This window comes from Paenibacillus sp. FSL L8-0494 (assembly GCF_038003695.1).
Lineage (GTDB): Bacteria > Bacillota > Bacilli > Paenibacillales > Paenibacillaceae > Paenibacillus_AQ > Paenibacillus_AQ odorifer.
In genome coordinates this window covers 5,293,619-5,311,238 of sequence record NZ_JBBOPQ010000001.1, presented here as the reverse complement: position 1 = coordinate 5,311,238, position 17,620 = coordinate 5,293,619, and the positions used below count along the sequence as shown (strand labels likewise).

Sequence of the window (17,620 nt, the reverse complement as noted above, 5' to 3'; positions counted from 1 at the left end):
TTTTTTTTGTCTTTTTTAGGCCTAACGGTGTTGATATATTTATTTAATGGTTCATTCTGTAACAGATACAGTTTGGTGCTGATTATACTGAGTTTGCTTGCTGCTTTCGTAATTGATGATTATCCTGTATGATTATCTTATGATGAAGTGGAATTTCACCAATTTTTAGGAGGCAAGCACTCTATGGAGACCGTGTTTAGCAAAATTATTGAGGGTACTATTCCTTCCAAAAAAGTATTTGAGAATGAACGTATTCTTGCATTTTACGACATCGAGCCGGCTGCACCGGTACATGTGTTGATCATTCCCAAGAAGTTCATTGCTTCAATGAATGATGTTACACCCGAGGATCTTCCGCTAATTGCTGAAATCCACAGTGTGGCCCAACAGATCGCCAAAGACCTTGGGATTGCTGAGTCTGGTTATCGTTTAATCAATAATTGCGGGCCTGATAGTGGACAAGCTGTGCCTCATCTTCATTATCACCTGCTGGGTGGAGCCAAGCTGGGTGCGCTCACTGGAAACTCAGCTTCCCACGCATAGCATAATCATTTAATGTTGAAGAACTTGCCAGAAAAAAGAATAGCACGAAGGTTGACACGTTATTTCCGTTTGACCTATAATGGAGTTTGATAAACCGTGTTATGCTCTTGGACGGTATGGTCGGAGGGAGGGGAAACCTGTGTCTGAAACGAAAGTTCGCAAAAACGAGACAATTGATGCTGCACTTCGTCGCTTTAAACGTTCCATCGCAAAAGATGGTGTCTTGGCTGAGGTGAAGAAACGCAAACATTACGAAAAGCCGAGCGTTAAGAAAAAGCTGAAGTCTGAGGCTGCTCGTAAGAGAAAGTTTTAGGAGGATTACCCACGCATGAATCTTAGCGAGAGATTGAACGAAGATATGAAGCAAGCGATGAAGAGTAAGGACAAGTTCACGCTCTCCACGATTCGAATGGTTCGTTCTACAATAAAGTATCTTGAAATAGATCTGAAGAGAACATTGGACGACAACGAAGTGCTTGATATCCTTAGTCGTGAAATCAAACAGCGCAAAGATGCCCTCCAAGAATTTGAATCAGCGGGTCGCGACGAGCTTGCCGCGAGTACAAAAGCAGAAATCGAGATTATTATTAAATATCTTCCCGAGCAACTTTCCGAAGAAGAAATTAAAGTAATTGTACAGCAGACCATCCAGGAAACCGGTGCTTCTTCGAAGAGCGAAATGGGGAAGGTCATGAGCGCACTGATGCCTAAGGTCAAAGGTCGCGCTGATGGTAAACTCGTGAACCAGGCGGTTCTGCAATTTCTGCAATAATATAGCACTAGCACCCCTTGTAAAAGGGGTGCTTTTCTATGTTATGAAACGTAAATCCAATTTCAGCGTATTAAGGGTTATGAGTTCTGGGTCAAGCTAAAGAAGGGAGGTAAAATCATTGAGAAGATTACGGAAAATACTGTTAGCTAGCATTCCTGTGGTCCTGCTGTTACTCCTCCTGACACCCTTTGCAACGAATGTAAGCGCTGACGGGACAGCCCCGAAAACACCGGGGGTTACGAACAGTGAGCTGAAAAAAGGTCCCGTGTTTATTATTCCGGTAGATCAAAAGATTGAACGGGGTTTGCAAAGCTTTTTGGAAAGAGGATTTGAAGAAGCCGCTAATTATGGAGCAGTCCTTATTCTACTAGAGGTCGATACACCTGGAGGGCTGGTGAAATCGGCAGAAGAGATTGGGACGATGGTAAGAGAGAGTGAAATACCAACAGCTGCCTATATTAAAGGTGATGCCGCTTCTGCAGGCAGTTACATAGCACTTAATGCAGGTGCAATAATCATGAAGCCGGGCAGTATGATCGGTTCTGCTTCTTTGGTAGACATGAATGGTCAAAAAGTCGATGATGCCAAAATGATATCCTACTGGAGATCTAAAATGATTGGCGCTGCTGCTCTGAATGATCGTGATCCAGACATTGCCGCTGGTATGGTGGATAGTAATTTGGTCGTGGATAAGCCAGAGCTTGGTGTGACTAAGACACAGGGAGAAATCATTGCCTTGTCTAGTGAAGAAGCTTTAAAAGCTGGTTACGCTGATCAAATTACAGATACCCCTGAAGAAGCAATTCATTGGCTTGGATATACTACAGACGACATCTTTCGCGTAGAGCATACCGGTGCGGAAAAAATGTCGCAATTTCTGACCAATCCGATTATTATGACGATTCTGCTGTTCATTGGGATTACAGGCGTTGTAATTGAACTGATTGTTCCAGGCTTTGGTGCGCCAGGAATTATCGGGACATTGGCTTTTGTGTTATATTTCTTCGGCAACTATGTTGCAGGATTCGCCGGAGCGGAAACTTGGCTCTTGTTTATCATTGGGCTTGTCATGCTTGTGCTGGAGCTCTTTGTGCCTAGCTTCGGAATATTGGGGCTGCTCGGCTCTGTTAGCCTTGTAGCGGGTGTCGTACGAGCTGCTTACAGCTATAAGCATGCACTTCTCAGTCTAGGTATCTCTTTCGTAGCTGCGACTATAGTTGTAGTAATTGTTGCGGTCATTTTTAAAGAACGAGGGATCTGGAACAGATTTATTTTGAAGGAAAGCCTTACTAAAGATCAGGGATTTGTGCCCGTAGAAGAGAAGCTTAGCTTATTAGGCGCTACAGGAACCAGTATTACTCCGCTTCGTCCATCAGGAACGGCTATGATAGGCGGCGAACGTGTGGATGTTGTTACAGAAGGTAGTTTTATTAGTGCTAATGCACCGGTCTCTATTATTAAAGTAGAGGGCGGACGGATTGTTGTGAAAGAAATCAAGGAATAAGGTAAACACTGGAACCAATAACAGTTCTAGAATAAATTTACGGAGGTTATATAGTATGGGTGAAGCATCTTTGATTCCTATTCTGTTCATCGCGGTAGTGGTGATTATTGTATTGAGCGTGTTTTTAAGTTTCTTCCCGGTTATGCTCTGGATTTCTGCATTAGCATCGGGCGTTAGAATCAGTATTATTACGCTGGTGGCGATGAGACTGCGTCGTGTAACCCCAAGTCGTATCGTTAACCCAATGATTAAAGCGACTAAGGCAGGTCTTGGACTGAACATTAATCAACTGGAGAGTCACTATCTCGCAGGTGGTAACGTTGACCGCGTTGTTAATGCGCTTATTGCAGCACAACGTGCAGATATTCCTTTGGAATTTACTCGCGCAGCAGCCATTGATCTTGCAGGACGTGATGTGCTGCAGGCTGTGCAAATGAGCGTTAACCCTCGTGTAATTGAGACACCAGTTGTTGCGGCTGTTGCTAAGAACGGGATTGAAGTTAAGGTAAAAGCGCGCGTAACTGTTCGTGCCAATATCGACCGCCTCGTGGGTGGTGCGGGTGAAGAAACGATTATTGCCCGTGTTGGTGAAGGGATTGTAACGACAGTAGGTTCGAGTGATTCCCATAAAGATGTCCTTGAGAACCCGGATTTGATTTCGCGGACGGTATTGTCCAAAGGTCTGGACTCAGGTACTGCTTTTGAGATCCTCTCCATTGATATTGCGGATATCGATGTAGGCAAGAACATCGGTGCTTATCTACAAACCGAGCAAGCAGAAGCAGATAAACGCATTGCCCAAGCTAAAGCGGAAGAACGCAGAGCGATGGCTGTCGCTCACGAGCAAGAGATGAAGGCGCGCGTAGTAGAGATGAAGGCGCTTGTTGTGGAAGCTGAATCTCAGGTGCCTATGGCGATGGCTGAGGCGCTCAGAAATGGCCAAATCGGCGTGATGGATTATATGAATATCAAAAACATCGAGGCAGATACCCAAATGCGGGGCTCTCTCGGCAAAATGAATGATCAGGACGACAATAACCGTCCTAACAACAATAAATAAAAGGGGATGTGAATCTCCATGAGCTGGATCTATATTATTGCGGTTATTATATTCGCGATCGTGTCCAATGTGAATAAAGCAACTAAAAACAAGCCCAAAGGAGCTCCTCGCGGGGGGATGCCCACTTTTGGGGGCGGAGAGGATTCGCCGCTCCGCCGGGTAAAACGCCCGGATATCGATGGAGGGCGCCAAGTCGAGTCTGGCAGTGGATTTCCTACTCCTGTTAGCACCTCTTCCCGGCAGTCGATGTCAGAGGATAACCGGGAATATGATGCCTCTCCTGCCTTTCCAGAACCTGCGTATATACCCACTCCAGATTATTCTACTGGAGAAGGAATGTCTTTGGAGCATGCCGATGACGGAGTTGAATTACGCACACAAAGAATGCAAGAAGAGGTGCGGCGTCTTCAATCTGCTTTTGACGGGATAGCGGGTGCAGATTCCAAAAGATCAAATAAGACTAAGAACACAAACTCACCCTCTGCGGCAGACCAGACACATGGAACAGGGAGTCGTGACGACCTGCGCAATGGTGTAGTTTGGGCAGAGATTCTGGGACCACCGCGTTCTCGTCAGCCGCATTCTACCCGAAGATAATATTTATTGGATCATAGTAACAGAAAAGCCCCGGCAACCTATCTTTACGATAGGTCGCCGGGGCTTTTTTTGCTTTTTTCACACTAGAAGGGTCCTCCTTTGTTACTTCTTCTCATAAAAAAAAGCGTTGCCGCATAAGGTGTACAGAAGGCAGGAAGGGGGAACGTCTACTTATGACCCGTATTGGCCGCAGGCTGCGGGGATGGACAAACGGGGTACTGGATCTACCACAGGACTTATTACAGGAAATGCCCCGGATCACCCTGATCGGCAATAAGGAACTGCATATTGAGAACCATCGCGGCGTGCTGCATTTTTCCTCTGGTCAGCTTAAGCTCGCGTTAGCTAAAGGATCGCTTGAAATCACAGGCGAGGGACTTGTCATCCGAAATATTCTAGGCCAGGAATTGGCTGTAGAAGGCGTTATCGGGGAGATCAGATATAACGAAAGCGAGGAGAGATCATGAAGGAGCCACCTCTGTCATCACTGCGGGGGTTCGTTACACTGCATGTGACGGGACCTCAGGTGGAGCGATTTATTAATTTCATTTCTGAAGCAGGAATCATGATTTGGGATGTGAGGCCCGCTGAGGGCGGCGCTTCCCTTAAGCTGCTTCTGGATGATTTTTATGTCCTCCGGCCGATTTTAAAAAAGACAGGCTGTCGTATGCACGTTACCGGTAGAAGCGGACTTCCATTTCTTATGGCACGGCTGTGGAAAAGGAAATTTTTTGGCATAGGTATTTTAATGTTTGGAATTACACTTTTTATGTTATCTACGATGGTATGGAGTATTAGAGTCGAAGGAAATGAAAAGATTGCCACTGAGGATATATTGGCTGCTGCTCGCCAGGAGGGGGTGTACCCTTTTCAGTGGATATGGCGTCTGGAGGAGCCGGACAAGCTCTCTAAGGGGCTGCTGGCCCATTTACCGGGTGTTTCTTGGATAGGGCTGCAACGGACGGGGACGAGCATCAAAATTCAGGTTGTAGAGGCTAAACAGCCCGACATCAAACCTTTGCTTAGCCAGCGCCATTTAATTAGCCGAACAGATGCGGTGGTAACAGAAATATATGCGGAGCAGGGCAGACCGGTAGTTGCGCGTAATTCGCGTGTGAAAAAAGGAGATATCCTGATTTCCGGTGCTCTTGGAGACGAAGAAAATGTAGAGTATGTGGTAGCCAAGGGTGAGGTTAAGGGCTTGGTTTGGCATGAGTACAATATCGAGGTCCCTCTTAAAACAACAAATAGCACCTATACTGGGGAGCGTAAGGATCGCACTTATCTTGTGTTGGGGAAATGGGCTATTCAGCTGTGGGGTTATGGCAAATCCGCCTTTGAGAATTCAAAGACGCTCACAGAGCATGATCCGCTGTCTTGGCGCTCTATTGAGCTGCCGCTGGGCCTGATGACTGAGAAAGAAATGGAGATCAATGAAACAAAGGATACGATAACTCCAGAAGCCGGAGTTGCGAGGGGAATTGAGCGGGCTAAGAATGATATTTTAGCTCGATATGGTGTTGATAGCGTCATCAAAAGTCAAAAAGTTTTGCATGAGAAGAAAGAGAATGGTAAAGTTTATATGAAAGTGATCTTTGAAGTAGAAGAAAAAATTTCCGAAGAACTGCCAATAGTAAACAATTGAGGAGAATGAGGCTACTTGTCAGAACAGACTGCAAGCATTCGTATATCTTTGCAAAATGCGGGAGAAGCGCAATCGCTGTTTGGCCCGCAGGATGGATTCTTAAAAATCATCGAGAGTGAAATTCCCGCCATTATTGATTCGCGTGAAGCTGAGCTAACGATTCGTGGAGCTGAGCGGGAAGTAGACATGCTGGGGCAATTGTTTAATGTGCTACTGTCCCTCATTCGTAGCGGTTACATACTTACTGAACGTGATGTGCAGTACGCTGTGGAACTGGCGAAAGATTTTCGTGCTGATCAATTGCTCGATTTGTTCAAAGGAGAAATTACTACAACTTTTCGCGGAAAGCCTATCCGTGTCAAAACGGTCGGCCAGAAGCATTATGTGACAACGATCAAGAAGCGTGATATTGTATTCGGAATCGGTCCTGCAGGAACGGGGAAGACCTACTTGGCAGTGGTGCTTGCAGTTACGGCACTGAAAGAGGGTTCGGTTAAGCGTATTGTTCTTACGCGTCCCGCAGTAGAAGCAGGAGAGAGTCTAGGATTCCTTCCAGGGGATTTGCAAGAAAAGGTAGATCCATATCTGCGTCCGCTTTATGATGCGTTATACGACGTTATGGGACCCGATCAGGTGGCTAAGGCGCTTGAACGGGGATTGATTGAGATTGCTCCGCTGGCTTATATGCGCGGACGTACACTGGATGATTCATTTATCATCCTGGATGAAGCACAGAATACCACACCTGAGCAAATGAAAATGTTCCTGACTCGACTCGGCTTCGGGTCCAAAATGGTGATTACAGGTGACGTTACCCAGATTGACCTGCCCCGCGGCAAGAAATCCGGTTTGATTGAAGCCAAAGCGATTTTATCCGGCATAGAAGAACTTGGCTTTGTCTACTTCGCGGAACAGGATGTTGTACGGCATTCCCTGGTGCAGAAAATTATCGTTGCCTATGACCGCTCTGCCGAAAACCTCCAATAAAGGGGATTGTCTTCATGGCTTCAAAGCAACCATCTAAATTAAGCGGATTTGTATATACGAACAACGGATGGAAGTATAGCGCAGTGACACGCTATGCTCTTTTCCTGTTACTCGGACTAGTGTTCTACTTCAGCTTGTCGCCAGAATTGCTGCCTAAGAAATATGATATTAAAGAGAATACTTACAGTGCAAAGGAAATAACGGCACCGAAACAAATTAAGGACACCAAAGCTACGTTAAAGGCGGCTGAGGAAGCGGCTGAAAGCGTATCTCCCAAGTACAAAATTATCCCGATGAGGGCGGACAACCTTGTGACCTCACTGCTGGACCGGATAGATCGCCTCAATCAGGATGATCTGATTTCGCAAAGCGATAAGACGGGGATTTATCGTGATGAGATTCCGCAGAGAGCCAGCGACTTCATCTTGAATTTCGTAGCTTCCAATCGAGGCAGCGCTACTTATTCAGATCACCTTCTGGATGAAATGCAATCTGTCATCAAAGAGCAGACCTATGTCATTCCGGAAGAGACTTACATTAAGATTCCGCGCCTGACCTCTCAGGACATTATCGAGATGAAGCCTGTCGCCCGAGATATTGTAACTAGGCTGATGAATGATCAGATTACGGATGCGCAGACTGCTCGCGCCAAGGTAGCGGAACAGGTCAGTATTAGTTCTCTAAGCCAGCGTACAGCGCGTGAGGTTGTTCAGGAGCTTGTACGTCTTGTGATCACAAGTAACAAGTTCTACGATGAGGATGCTACCAAGGAAGCGAAGGTACAAGCTCGGGAGAACACACCTGATGTATTCATCGAGCAAGGGGACACGCTTGTTGCTAAGGGGCAGCTAATTACTCCAGAGCTCTACACTCTTTTGGATGAGAATGGTCTACTAAGCAATGAGGTGAATTACTGGCCACAATTAGGGCTATTGATTCTCTCTGCGATGCTCTCCGTCGGTTTGCTTGCGTTCATTCGTTATTCTGGCGGTACCTCAGGCTTTAAGTACAACAATTCTCAGCTATTGATGCTGGTGCTTGTATTTGTTATAACTATTATCTCTATGCGGCTGGCCGCTGTTTTGCAGACCGATGTCCGATCTTATATCGGATTCCTGGCACCAGTGGCGATAGGCGCAATGTTAATTGCAATGCTTCTGGACATGCCTTTGGCCTATTTCTGCTCCATTCTATTCAGTGTACTGGCGAGTGTTATTTTGAATGTGCAGCAGAACTCAATCTTTGATTTTAACTTTGGTTTCTTTGCCATCGTGGTTTCTTACGTGGCTATCTTTGCGACTCACCGTGCGGGTCAACGCTCCACGCTCCTTAAAGGCGGGATTATGGTATCGCTTTTTGGCTGTCTGACAGTTTTTATGCAGATACTGTTAGGCGGAGGGGCATGGAAAGAGGTAGGCACCTTGTATTCGGTTGGTTTTGCTTTTGCAGGGGGTCTATTGACGGCTGTGCTTGTGATTGGGCTAATGCCTTTCTTCGAAGCAACCTTTGGTATTCTATCAGCATTGAAGCTGGTAGAATTGTCTAATCCAAACCACCCGCTGCTGCGCAAGCTGCTTACCGAAACCCCGGGAACCTATCACCATAGTGTAATGGTAGGTAACCTGTCGGAGGCTGCCGCGGAAGCAATTGGAGCAGATGGCTTATTATGCCGGGTAGGATCGTATTATCATGATATCGGCAAAACAAAACGTCCGTTTTATTTTATCGAGAATCAGAATAATATGGAAAATCCACATGACTCTATTGAACCGAAGCTTAGTAAATCTATCATCGTTGCCCACGCCCGTGACGGGGTGGAAATGCAACGAGAATATAAGCTGCCAAAACCAATCCGTGACATTGCTGAGCAGCATCATGGAACAACGTTCCTGCATTATTTTTACCATAAGGCACTGAAGCTGGCTGAAGAAAAAGGTGTCGAGGCTGATTTTACCGAGGAAGATTTCCGTTATCCTGGACCGAAAGCCCAGTCGAAGGAAGCAGCCGTTGTGGGGATTGCCGACAGTGTCGAGGCTGCAGTGAGATCATTGCGTAAGCCAACTGTTCTGCAGGTGGAAACGATGATTGAGAAGATTATTAAAAGTCGACTGGATGATCATCAGTTTGACGAATGTGATTTGACGATTAAAGAATTGGATATTATTGCACGGACTCTGAAGGAGACGGTTATGGGAATTTTCCATTCACGGATCGAATATCCAGAAGATGTGCGTAAGCCGAAAAAAGAGGAAGGGGCACCTAACCCATGAGTTTGGAGATCGTTTGGGATAACGAGCAAGAAGAATACGAGATAAAGGACGATCTCATTACGCTGCTGGAGAGCATTTTGCAAAAAGCAGGTGAAGCGGAAGGGATCGATCGGGGCGAGGTAGCTCTTACTTTTGTCGATAACGCTCGTATACATGAGTTGAATTTAGAATATCGGGGAATTGACCGTCCGACGGACGTGCTTTCTTTTGCTATGAATGAAAGCGGAGAGGACGAGCTGGACATTATATACGAGGTAGAGGAAGGCGAGGCGCTGGAAGATGTTCCAGACGTACTTGGGGATATAATCATTTCCGTAACTCGTGCGCAGGAGCAGGCGCTGGAATACGGTCATTCACTGGAACGAGAGCTTGGTTTTCTTTTTGTTCACGGATTTCTGCATTTGTTAGGATATGATCATCAGGATGAAGCCTCAGAAGCAGAAATGATGTCCAAGCAAGAAAAAGTACTATCTCAGGTTGGGTTGACGCGCTAATGGTGAAGAACACGGCGGTAGGGCACAAGAAGTTCTGGCACTCTTTTCGGTTTGCATCGCAAGGCTTAGTGTCGGCATTCAAATCCGAGCTTAACATGAAGGTGCATTGCTGTTTAGCGGTGGTTGTGCTAGTTGCCGCTGCCGTGTTCAGACTTCCGCTGGCCAGTTGGATGTTGCTGCTGTTCTCGATCACGCTTGTCCTAACTGCCGAACTGCTCAATACGGCAATTGAAGCGACGGTTGATCTGATCTCGCCAGAGATTCATCCACTGGCTAAGAGAGCAAAAGATACCGCCGCAGGAGCTGTGCTTCTCACGGCGGTGTTTGCTGTCTTAGTCGGGATCTATGTTTTTTACCAGCCTGTGATGGACTGGATTAGCGGACTTATGTCATAATCAGGATACAAAATCAATTCAGGGGAGAGGCGGACCCGCGTTTTGCGATTCCGCCTCTTTCGTTACTGAATAATTTGAAGTGAGTTATTTACCCGAATATATCTCATGAAGTACGCTGATAAAATTTAGTGCACCTGAGAAAATAACGATAAACGAAACTAATTAGATGTTTACGAAGTGAGTTTTGTCGAAGTAATAACAGGAAGTTACGATAAACAAAACAGAGCGTATGCTTACGAATTGAGTTTTGTGCGAAGAAAAATCAACGAAGTCAATACTCACAAAACTTTAGGAGGACAAAATATGGATTCTACTCTTCTTATGCAAGAGGCGATTAAAGCACGAGCTAAAGCTTACATTCCATATTCCCGATTCGGAGTGGGAGCTGCCCTTCTTGATCAGGATGGTCATATTCACCACGGCTGTAATGTGGAAAATGCTGCTTTTGGCCCAACCAACTGTGCGGAACGGACAGCATTATTCCGTGCGATTGCGGATGGACATGCTGTTGGTTCTTTTAAAGCAATTGCCGTAGTAGCTGACTCTGACGGCCCCGTTTCACCTTGCGGTGTGTGCCGGCAAGTAATGATTGAGTTGTGTTCACCGGATATGAAGGTTATTCTTGGAAACATGAAGGGTGATGTCGTTGAGACTACGGTGGGAGAATTGCTTCCAGGCGCTTTTGGTCCCGTAGATCTAAAGCAAGGACAAGCTTCAGAATAAAATGAGGTTTTGATTTAATGCCTGTGCCCGTATAAAGGCAAATTAGGCATAGTTAGACGAAGGTTGCTACTTTAATTGCACAATGTACAGTTAAATTGCTACTCTTTCCCACAAAAATGAATTTAGTTGCAGATAGTACAATTAAATTTATGATAAAGTCCATATTAGGCTCTTAAGACAGGATTTAATTGCACAGAATACAACTAAAGCACCAAAACATAAACTCAAACTAAAATTAGTTGTACAAAATACAATTAAAAGTGTTCTAGTTCTACCAAGTTAGGCTAAACTGGTGCAAACTATGTGTTATTAGAGTAATATTACGAGGTAAGCGCCGCGGCAAAAGCCGCCAGCGATTCTTTGCCCATCGTAACTTGAAACCCTGCCTGTAAGCTGCATCTCAGTAATTTTTCTCCATGGAGAGCTTAATGCGAACCGTGTTAATAAGCGACAGTGAAGCGTGTCCCCAACAGGGGACAAAAGCGCTCATGCACAACCGTCCCTCTAATCCCGTCGAACGTTGCAGGTACGCCTATTTTCGGGTGTCCAGAGGGTCGGGGCCCTTGGGGTCCCCCTTGGCTGAGGGAGATTCAGGGGGAGCGAAAAAGCTTTTAAAAAAAGATTGAATGATTGAAAAAGATTGAACTAGAAGGTAAGTATGGAAGGAAGATAATATGAAATTCAAATCAGGCTTTGTCGCAATTATCGGCAGACCAAACGTAGGTAAATCAACACTCATGAATCAGGTCATTGGCCAGAAGATTGCCATCATGTCGGATAAGCCACAGACAACCAGAAACAAAATTCATGGTGTTTACACAACAAACACTTCACAAATCGTATTCCTGGACACACCGGGGATTCATAAAAGACAGTCCAAGCTAGGCGACTACATGAACCAGACTGCAATGAGTACACTGGGTGAAGTAGAAGCTGTGTTATTCCTTGTGGATGCGTCAGAGGGCTTGGGCGGTGGAGACCGTTACATTGCCGAGCAATTAAATGGTCTGAAGACACCGGTGATTCTGGTGCTCAACAAGATCGATAAAATAGAGCCGGAAGCTCTGCTCCCGCTTATGGCTCAATATAACAAGCTGCATGATTTTGCCGAAATTATTCCGATTTCTGCGAAGATGGGCAGCAATGTTAATACGCTGTTAGAGCAGGTTGCCAAGTACTTGCCGGAAGGCCCTCAGTATTATCCGGAAGATCAAATCACGGATCACCCCGAGCAATTTGTCTGCGCGGAATTAATCCGGGAGAAAATTCTGCATTTGACTCGTGAAGAAGTGCCGCACTCTATTGCTGTAGCCATCGAAGATATGAAGGTTGAGCCTAATGGAGTGGTGCATGTTTCAGCTGTTATTTTTGTTGAGCGTGATTCGCAAAAGGGAATTATTATCGGCAAGCAAGGGGCAATGCTGAAAGAGGTCGGCAGACGGGCTCGGACAGATATTGAGAACCTGCTGGGTTCGAAGATTTTTCTGGAGCTATGGGTAAAAGTGAAAAAAGATTGGCGCAATCAGGACCGCGTTCTGCGGGATTTGGGCTTCCATAAAGACCTTTAAGTTAATTCCGTTATTCCTCGTTTGGTAGGAATTGCAAGGATAGAACCTGCTCCATCGCACCATCCTAATTCTTGATAAGAGACATCGTCTTTCCCAAGAAAGGATGAATACGAATGCGAAACTTTTCGTGGAAGTATTTTGCAATGACAGGAGACGTCGATGCTTACCTGCTGTATAAGGAAGCTGGCCATCCGCTTGAAGATAGTGGATTACAGCTAGTGGAGGAAGAGAAGGCCTGTGATGAAGAAGCGCAATAAGGACTGGTTGCTTGCCGAATGGTTGGGGGAAGAGGCATGCTACACAGGGTGGAAGGGATCGTCATCCGCAGCATGGACTACGGCGAGGGGAACGCAATTATTACGCTTTGCACCGAGAACGCGGGAAAAGTAGGGGTTCTGGTGCGTGGCGCAAAGAAGGTCAAAAGCCGCCATGCTGCATTGATCCAACTGTTCACCGTTGGGGAATTTGTTTTTTTTAGAAATAATGGAGGACTTGGGACACTGAATTCTGGCGAAATTACGAAGTCTCACCATCCGCTGCGTGAGGATTTGATCAAAGCTGCTTATGCGTCTTATGCGTGTGAACTGCTTGATCGTGTTCTGCATGATGAGGAAACGGGAAGCTTCTGGTTTCGCCAGCTTACGGCCTGTCTTAATGCACTTGAAGAGGACAAGGAACCCGGCGTTATCATAAATGTCTTTGAAATGAAAATCTTACAGGCAGCCGGTTATGGTCCTGAATTCGATTCTTGTGTAATTTGTGGTGCCGAGAAGCCGGATGATCAACTGCTGGTCAGCCCTCGCCTTGGAGGAGCACTGTGCCGCAGTTGTAAACATAATGACCCTCCAGCCATGGAGGTCTCTGCTCGTGCGTTGAAGCTGCTGCGATTATTCGCCAGACTTGACCTAACTAGACTAGGCAATGTGGATGTAAAGGAAAGCAGCCGGGATGAGCTGAAAAAAATTATGCGGGCCTTTATGGATGTACAACTCGGATTAAAGCTGAAGTCACAAAGTTTCCTAGACCAGCTCGACAAGTACAAGATTTGACGAAAGCTGATTTTTCCGTTACTATAGGATCAGTTTATTATATGATCGTCGTTATGCTCCAATTGGGGAGAGGCGTGCATTGATCGGGAAAGTAGTGGACTGTATTGTCGTTATTCAGCGAGCTGGGGGCAGTGGAAGCCTAGCGGGACAACGTTCATGAACATGGCACCTGGGAGTACGAATGCGGCGAATGAAAGTGGATTTCGTTCTTGTCTTGGCAGCAAACTTGCTCATACAAGGTATGAAATCAAGTAGGGTGGAACCGCGGGAGAATAAGTTAAGCTCTCGTCCCTATGTCTGTTAATCAGGCATGGGGGCGGGGGCTTTTTGTTGCTGTCAGGAGCTAAAAGTGCCGCCTCCATGGTAGAAAGTTTTAGGCAAGCTGTTGTAAAAAACTTGTAAAGCGAAGGAGACGGTATTATGAACTTCCAGCAGATGATTTTGACACTGCAGCAGTTCTGGGCTGAACAGAACTGTATCATCGTACAGCCTTATGACACAGAAAAAGGCGCCGGCACGATGAACCCTATGACTTTTTTACGCTCGCTAGGTCCTGAGCCTTGGAGAGTGGCTTACGTAGAGCCTTCACGTCGTCCCTCCGATGGTCGTTATGGAGAGAACCCGAACCGTCTGTATCAGCATCACCAATTCCAAGTAATCATCAAACCCTCACCAGATAACATTCAAGAGATCTATTTGGATAGCTTGAAAGCACTCGGTATTGATCCGCTCTTGCATGACATCCGTTTTGTAGAGGATAACTGGGAGAATCCGTCACTGGGCTGTGCAGGTCTGGGATGGGAAGTATGGCTGGACGGTATGGAGATCACTCAATTTACTTACTTCCAGCAGGTAGGTGGCATCGAAGCTAACCCTGTTGCTGTAGAAATCACTTACGGTATGGAGCGCTTAGCCTCTTACATTCAGGATAAAGAAAATGTGTTCGATCTTGAATGGGTAAGCGGTATGACTTATGGTGATGTTTTTCATCAGCCGGAGTTTGAGCATTCTACCTACACTTTTGAAGTATCGGATGTAAAAATGTTATTCTCGCTGTTCAACATGTATGAAGAGGAAGCGCGTAGAGCGATGGAGAAGCATCTTGTGTTCCCAGCCTACGATTATGTGTTGAAATGCTCACATAGCTTTAATCTACTCGATGCACGTGGAGCAATTAGTGTAACTGAACGGACTGGATTTATTACCCGAGTGCGTAATCTTGCCCGCTCCGTAGCGGCAACATATCTTGAGGAACGCGAGAAGCTTGGCTTCCCGCTGCTGAAGAAAGAAGGTGCTGACCGTGTCTAAAGATATCCTGTTTGAGATCGGTCTGGAGGAAATTCCTGCACGTTTTATCCGTGCTGCGATGGAACAGCTGCAGGATAGAATGTCCAAGTGGTTGGATTCTGCACGTATAAACCATGCTGGAGTTACTGCATATGCTACGCCGCGTCGTCTCGCTGTATTTGTTAAGGATGCGGCTGAGAAGCAAGAGGATATTAGTGAAGAGGTCAAAGGACCTTCACGCAAAATCGCGCTGGATGCTAACGGCGACTGGAGTAAAGCTGCACTAGGATTTGCCCGCAGTCAGGGTGTATCTCCAGAGCAATTTACGTTTAAAGAGCTAGCTGGCGTGGAATATATTTATGCCACAAAAAATAGTGCGGGTGTAGAGACTGCTTCTTTGCTCACAGAAGGACTTCTGGGTATTGTAAATGCGATGACTTTCCCGAAAAACATGCGCTGGGGAGCTTACGATTTTAAATTCGTTCGTCCGATTCGCTGGATGGTTGCTCTTTTTGGTAAAGAGATCATTGATTTGGAGATTACGGATGTAAAAGCGGGTAATGTGAGCCGTGGACATCGTTTTCTGGGTACAGAGACTGTAATCTCGGAGCCTGCACAATATGTGGAGAGCATGTGTGCGCAGCATGTACTTGTGGATGTGAAGGAACGGGAAACGCTTATCCTGGATCAAATCAACAAATTGGCTGAAGAGAAAAGCTGGACGATTGCGATTAAAGAAGATCTTTTGGAAGAAGTACTGTTCTTGGTAGAAACACCAACCGTGCTCTTTGGAACCTTTGATCCATCTTTCTTAGAGATTCCTCAGGATGTGCTGATTACCTCGATGCGTGAGCATCAGCGTTATTTCCCTGTTTTTGATGCAGCTGGCAAGCTACTGCCATTCTTTGTAACTGTACGAAACGGGAATGCAGAATCCTTGGATGTTATCGCTAAGGGAAATGAAAAAGTGCTTCGTGCTCGTCTATCAGATGCCAAATTCTTCTATCAAGAAGATCAAAAGATGAAGATTGACGATGCGTTAGCCAAGCTTGAGAACATTGTTTACCATGAAGATTTGGGAAGCGTAGGGGATAAGGTGCGCCGTATTCGCCAAATCTCTGATCGTCTGGCTGTGAAGCTTGGACTGTCAGCTACTGCTGTGTCCGAAGTAAGTCGCACTGCGGATATTTGTAAATTTGACCTTGTCACACAAATGGTTTATGAATTTCCTGAGCTGCAAGGAACAATGGGTGAAGATTATGCACGTAAAGCAGGCGAGCCTGAGACTGTGGCAAAAGCGATCTTCGAGCATTATCAGCCACGATTTGCAGGAGATGCTGTACCTTCAACAGAAGCGGGTTCAGTAGTCAGCATAGCAGACAAAATTGATACGATTGTTGGCTGCTTCTCCATCGGCATCATCCCGACAGGATCTCAGGATCCATATGCGCTGCGCCGTCAGGCTGCAGGAATTGTTCAAATTGTGCTTGAGCATAAATTGCCAATTACGCTGCGTGAAATTTTTGAAGCGGCGATTGAAATTCATGAAAATTCAGGAAATACGAAACATTCTGGAGATGAACTACGTATAAACCTGTACGAGTTCTTCGGTCTGCGTGTAAAACGTCTTTTATCTGACAATGTACGCTATGATGTTGTAGACGCTGTTACAGCGGCTGGTTTTGACGACGTAGTAGATGTTGTGGGCAGAAGTCGTGCTCTTATGGCTGCTGTGTCCGACCAAGCAGATTTCAAGATTACCGTGGATTCGCTTACTCGTGTCAGTAATTTGGCAAGTAAAGCAACTAGTGAAGTGATTGATCCTGCTTTACTTAAAGAAGATGCCGAAATGCAGCTTTTCAATACATGGCAGGAGCTTCACACACCTTACCTTGAAGCTATGGCGGCAAAAAATGCCGAAGAAGCACTTCGGATTCTTTCGGGTCTAAAAGACGCCGTTACAACATTTTTTGATTCCGTTATGGTTATGGCTGAGGACGAGCAAGTGCGTGCTAACCGTTTGGCTCTGCTTGCTGGTATTGATGCTGACTCCAAGTCGTTCGCTGATTTCGCGAAGCTTGTCTGGTAATTTTAATCAAGAAAATTTGAATCTTATGGTATAGAATGTTGGTTTGGGGTATAAATATACGGAACGGTGCCAATGCGTCATTTGACATCCGTTCCGTATTTATGCTTAGAAAGAAGGATTTCTTGCGGAGAGGGCGTATATATATTACACGGGAAATTGGTGATGATCATGGAGAAGTCCCAGTCTAGAACGATAGTGGTGGATGGGGATGCTTGTCCGGTCAAAAAAGAGATCGCTGAGGTAGGTCGCACCTTTGGTGTTCCGGTACTTATGGTATCTTCTTATGACCATGCACTGAAAGCTGAAGAGGGTGTAACGGTTGTGCAGGTGGATCGAGGAGATCAGAGTGCCGATCTATATATTGCCAATCATATTACTGCAGGAGATGTGGTACTGACTCAAGATTATGGTCTTGCGGCACTTGCACTAGGTAAACGATGCAGTGTGCTTTCATTTCGTGGTCAGGAATACGACAATTCCAAGATGGATTTTATGTTGGAGGGAAGACATGCCAGGGCCGTGGAACGAAGACGGGGACATTATTCCAAGGGTCCAAAACCCATAACGGCAGAAGAAAAAACTTATTTTCAACATAAACTGACAAAACTTTTAATACTTTTGCAGGAGAATGTGTAGC

Annotated in this window: 19 protein-coding genes; all 19 read left to right on the top strand. The window is 45.8% G+C overall.

Annotation, left to right across the window (positions count from 1 at the left end; all coding sequences use genetic code 11):
• Positions 1-183 precede the first annotated feature (183 nt).
• The 19 genes from NYE35_RS24160 (at position 184) to NYE35_RS24070 (ending at position 17,619) form a co-directional block, all read left to right on the top strand.
• Positions 184-543, top strand: coding sequence for a histidine triad nucleotide-binding protein (locus NYE35_RS24160; RefSeq protein ID WP_036683863.1), 360 nt, complete (start codon positions 184-186; stop codon positions 541-543).
• A gap of 139 nt (positions 544-682) precedes the next feature.
• A complete protein-coding gene (gene rpsU / locus NYE35_RS24155; protein ID WP_036657994.1) occupies positions 683-856 on the top strand; it encodes a 30S ribosomal protein S21 in 174 nt (57 codons plus the stop codon).
• 15 nt (positions 857-871) lie between these two features.
• Positions 872-1,315: a GatB/YqeY domain-containing protein gene (locus NYE35_RS24150; protein ID WP_036683862.1), complete on the top strand. Its 444-nt coding sequence runs from the start codon at positions 872-874 to the stop codon at positions 1,313-1,315.
• A gap of 118 nt (positions 1,316-1,433) precedes the next feature.
• A complete protein-coding gene (locus tag NYE35_RS24145; RefSeq protein WP_094902297.1) occupies positions 1,434-2,819 on the top strand; it encodes an NfeD family protein in 1,386 nt (461 codons plus the stop codon).
• Between the two features lie 55 nt (positions 2,820-2,874).
• On the top strand, positions 2,875-3,879 hold the full coding sequence (gene floA / locus NYE35_RS24140; RefSeq protein ID WP_036683849.1) for a flotillin-like protein FloA: 1,005 nt from the start codon (positions 2,875-2,877) through the stop codon (positions 3,877-3,879).
• A gap of 18 nt (positions 3,880-3,897) precedes the next feature.
• Positions 3,898-4,476, top strand: coding sequence for a hypothetical protein (locus tag NYE35_RS24135; protein ID WP_076205219.1), 579 nt, complete (start codon positions 3,898-3,900; stop codon positions 4,474-4,476).
• A gap of 173 nt (positions 4,477-4,649) precedes the next feature.
• Positions 4,650-4,943 carry a sporulation protein YqfC gene (gene yqfC, locus NYE35_RS24130; RefSeq protein ID WP_036683844.1) on the top strand — a complete coding sequence of 98 codons (294 nt, stop codon included), beginning with the start codon at positions 4,650-4,652 and terminating at the stop codon, positions 4,941-4,943.
• The gene (gene yqfD / locus NYE35_RS24125) at positions 4,940-6,121 is read left to right on the top strand and encodes a sporulation protein YqfD (RefSeq protein ID WP_341122161.1); all 1,182 of its coding nucleotides are present in this window, start codon (positions 4,940-4,942) and stop codon (positions 6,119-6,121) included. The genes yqfC and yqfD overlap by 4 nt, the downstream gene beginning before the upstream one ends.
• 15 nt (positions 6,122-6,136) lie before the next feature.
• Positions 6,137-7,108: a PhoH family protein gene (locus NYE35_RS24120; protein WP_036683834.1), complete on the top strand. Its 972-nt coding sequence runs from the start codon at positions 6,137-6,139 to the stop codon at positions 7,106-7,108.
• A 14-nt stretch (positions 7,109-7,122) separates the two neighbouring features.
• Positions 7,123-9,378, top strand: a complete 2,256-nt coding sequence (locus NYE35_RS24115) for an HD family phosphohydrolase (protein WP_036683831.1) — start codon at positions 7,123-7,125, stop codon at positions 9,376-9,378.
• On the top strand, positions 9,375-9,872 hold the full coding sequence (ybeY, locus tag NYE35_RS24110; protein WP_036683829.1) for an rRNA maturation RNase YbeY: 498 nt from the start codon (positions 9,375-9,377) through the stop codon (positions 9,870-9,872). The genes NYE35_RS24115 and ybeY overlap by 4 nt, the downstream gene beginning before the upstream one ends.
• Positions 9,872-10,267, top strand: coding sequence for a diacylglycerol kinase family protein (locus NYE35_RS24105; protein WP_036683827.1), 396 nt, complete (start codon positions 9,872-9,874; stop codon positions 10,265-10,267). The genes ybeY and NYE35_RS24105 overlap by 1 nt, the downstream gene beginning before the upstream one ends.
• Before the next feature lie 261 nt (positions 10,268-10,528).
• Positions 10,529-10,990 (top strand): cytidine deaminase, encoded by a 462-nt coding sequence (locus tag NYE35_RS24100; protein ID WP_428978140.1) that lies wholly within the window; start codon positions 10,529-10,531, stop codon positions 10,988-10,990.
• Between the two features lie 674 nt (positions 10,991-11,664).
• Positions 11,665-12,558, top strand: a complete 894-nt coding sequence (gene era, locus NYE35_RS24095) for a GTPase Era (RefSeq protein WP_036683823.1) — start codon at positions 11,665-11,667, stop codon at positions 12,556-12,558.
• 113 nt (positions 12,559-12,671) lie between these two features.
• Positions 12,672-12,815 (top strand): YqzL family protein, encoded by a 144-nt coding sequence (locus NYE35_RS24090; RefSeq protein WP_076098533.1) that lies wholly within the window; start codon positions 12,672-12,674, stop codon positions 12,813-12,815.
• Between the two features lie 36 nt (positions 12,816-12,851).
• Positions 12,852-13,607 carry a DNA repair protein RecO gene (gene recO / locus NYE35_RS24085; RefSeq protein ID WP_036683821.1) on the top strand — a complete coding sequence of 252 codons (756 nt, stop codon included), beginning with the start codon at positions 12,852-12,854 and terminating at the stop codon, positions 13,605-13,607.
• Between the two features lie 420 nt (positions 13,608-14,027).
• On the top strand, positions 14,028-14,915 hold the full coding sequence (gene glyQ / locus NYE35_RS24080) for a glycine--tRNA ligase subunit alpha (protein ID WP_036683820.1): 888 nt from the start codon (positions 14,028-14,030) through the stop codon (positions 14,913-14,915).
• Positions 14,908-16,983 (top strand): glycine--tRNA ligase subunit beta, encoded by a 2,076-nt coding sequence (gene glyS / locus NYE35_RS24075; RefSeq protein ID WP_341122159.1) that lies wholly within the window; start codon positions 14,908-14,910, stop codon positions 16,981-16,983. The genes glyQ and glyS overlap by 8 nt, the downstream gene beginning before the upstream one ends.
• A gap of 162 nt (positions 16,984-17,145) precedes the next feature.
• The gene (locus tag NYE35_RS24070; protein WP_036683807.1) at positions 17,146-17,619 is read left to right on the top strand and encodes a YaiI/YqxD family protein; all 474 of its coding nucleotides are present in this window, start codon (positions 17,146-17,148) and stop codon (positions 17,617-17,619) included.
• Position 17,620 lies beyond the last annotated feature (1 nt).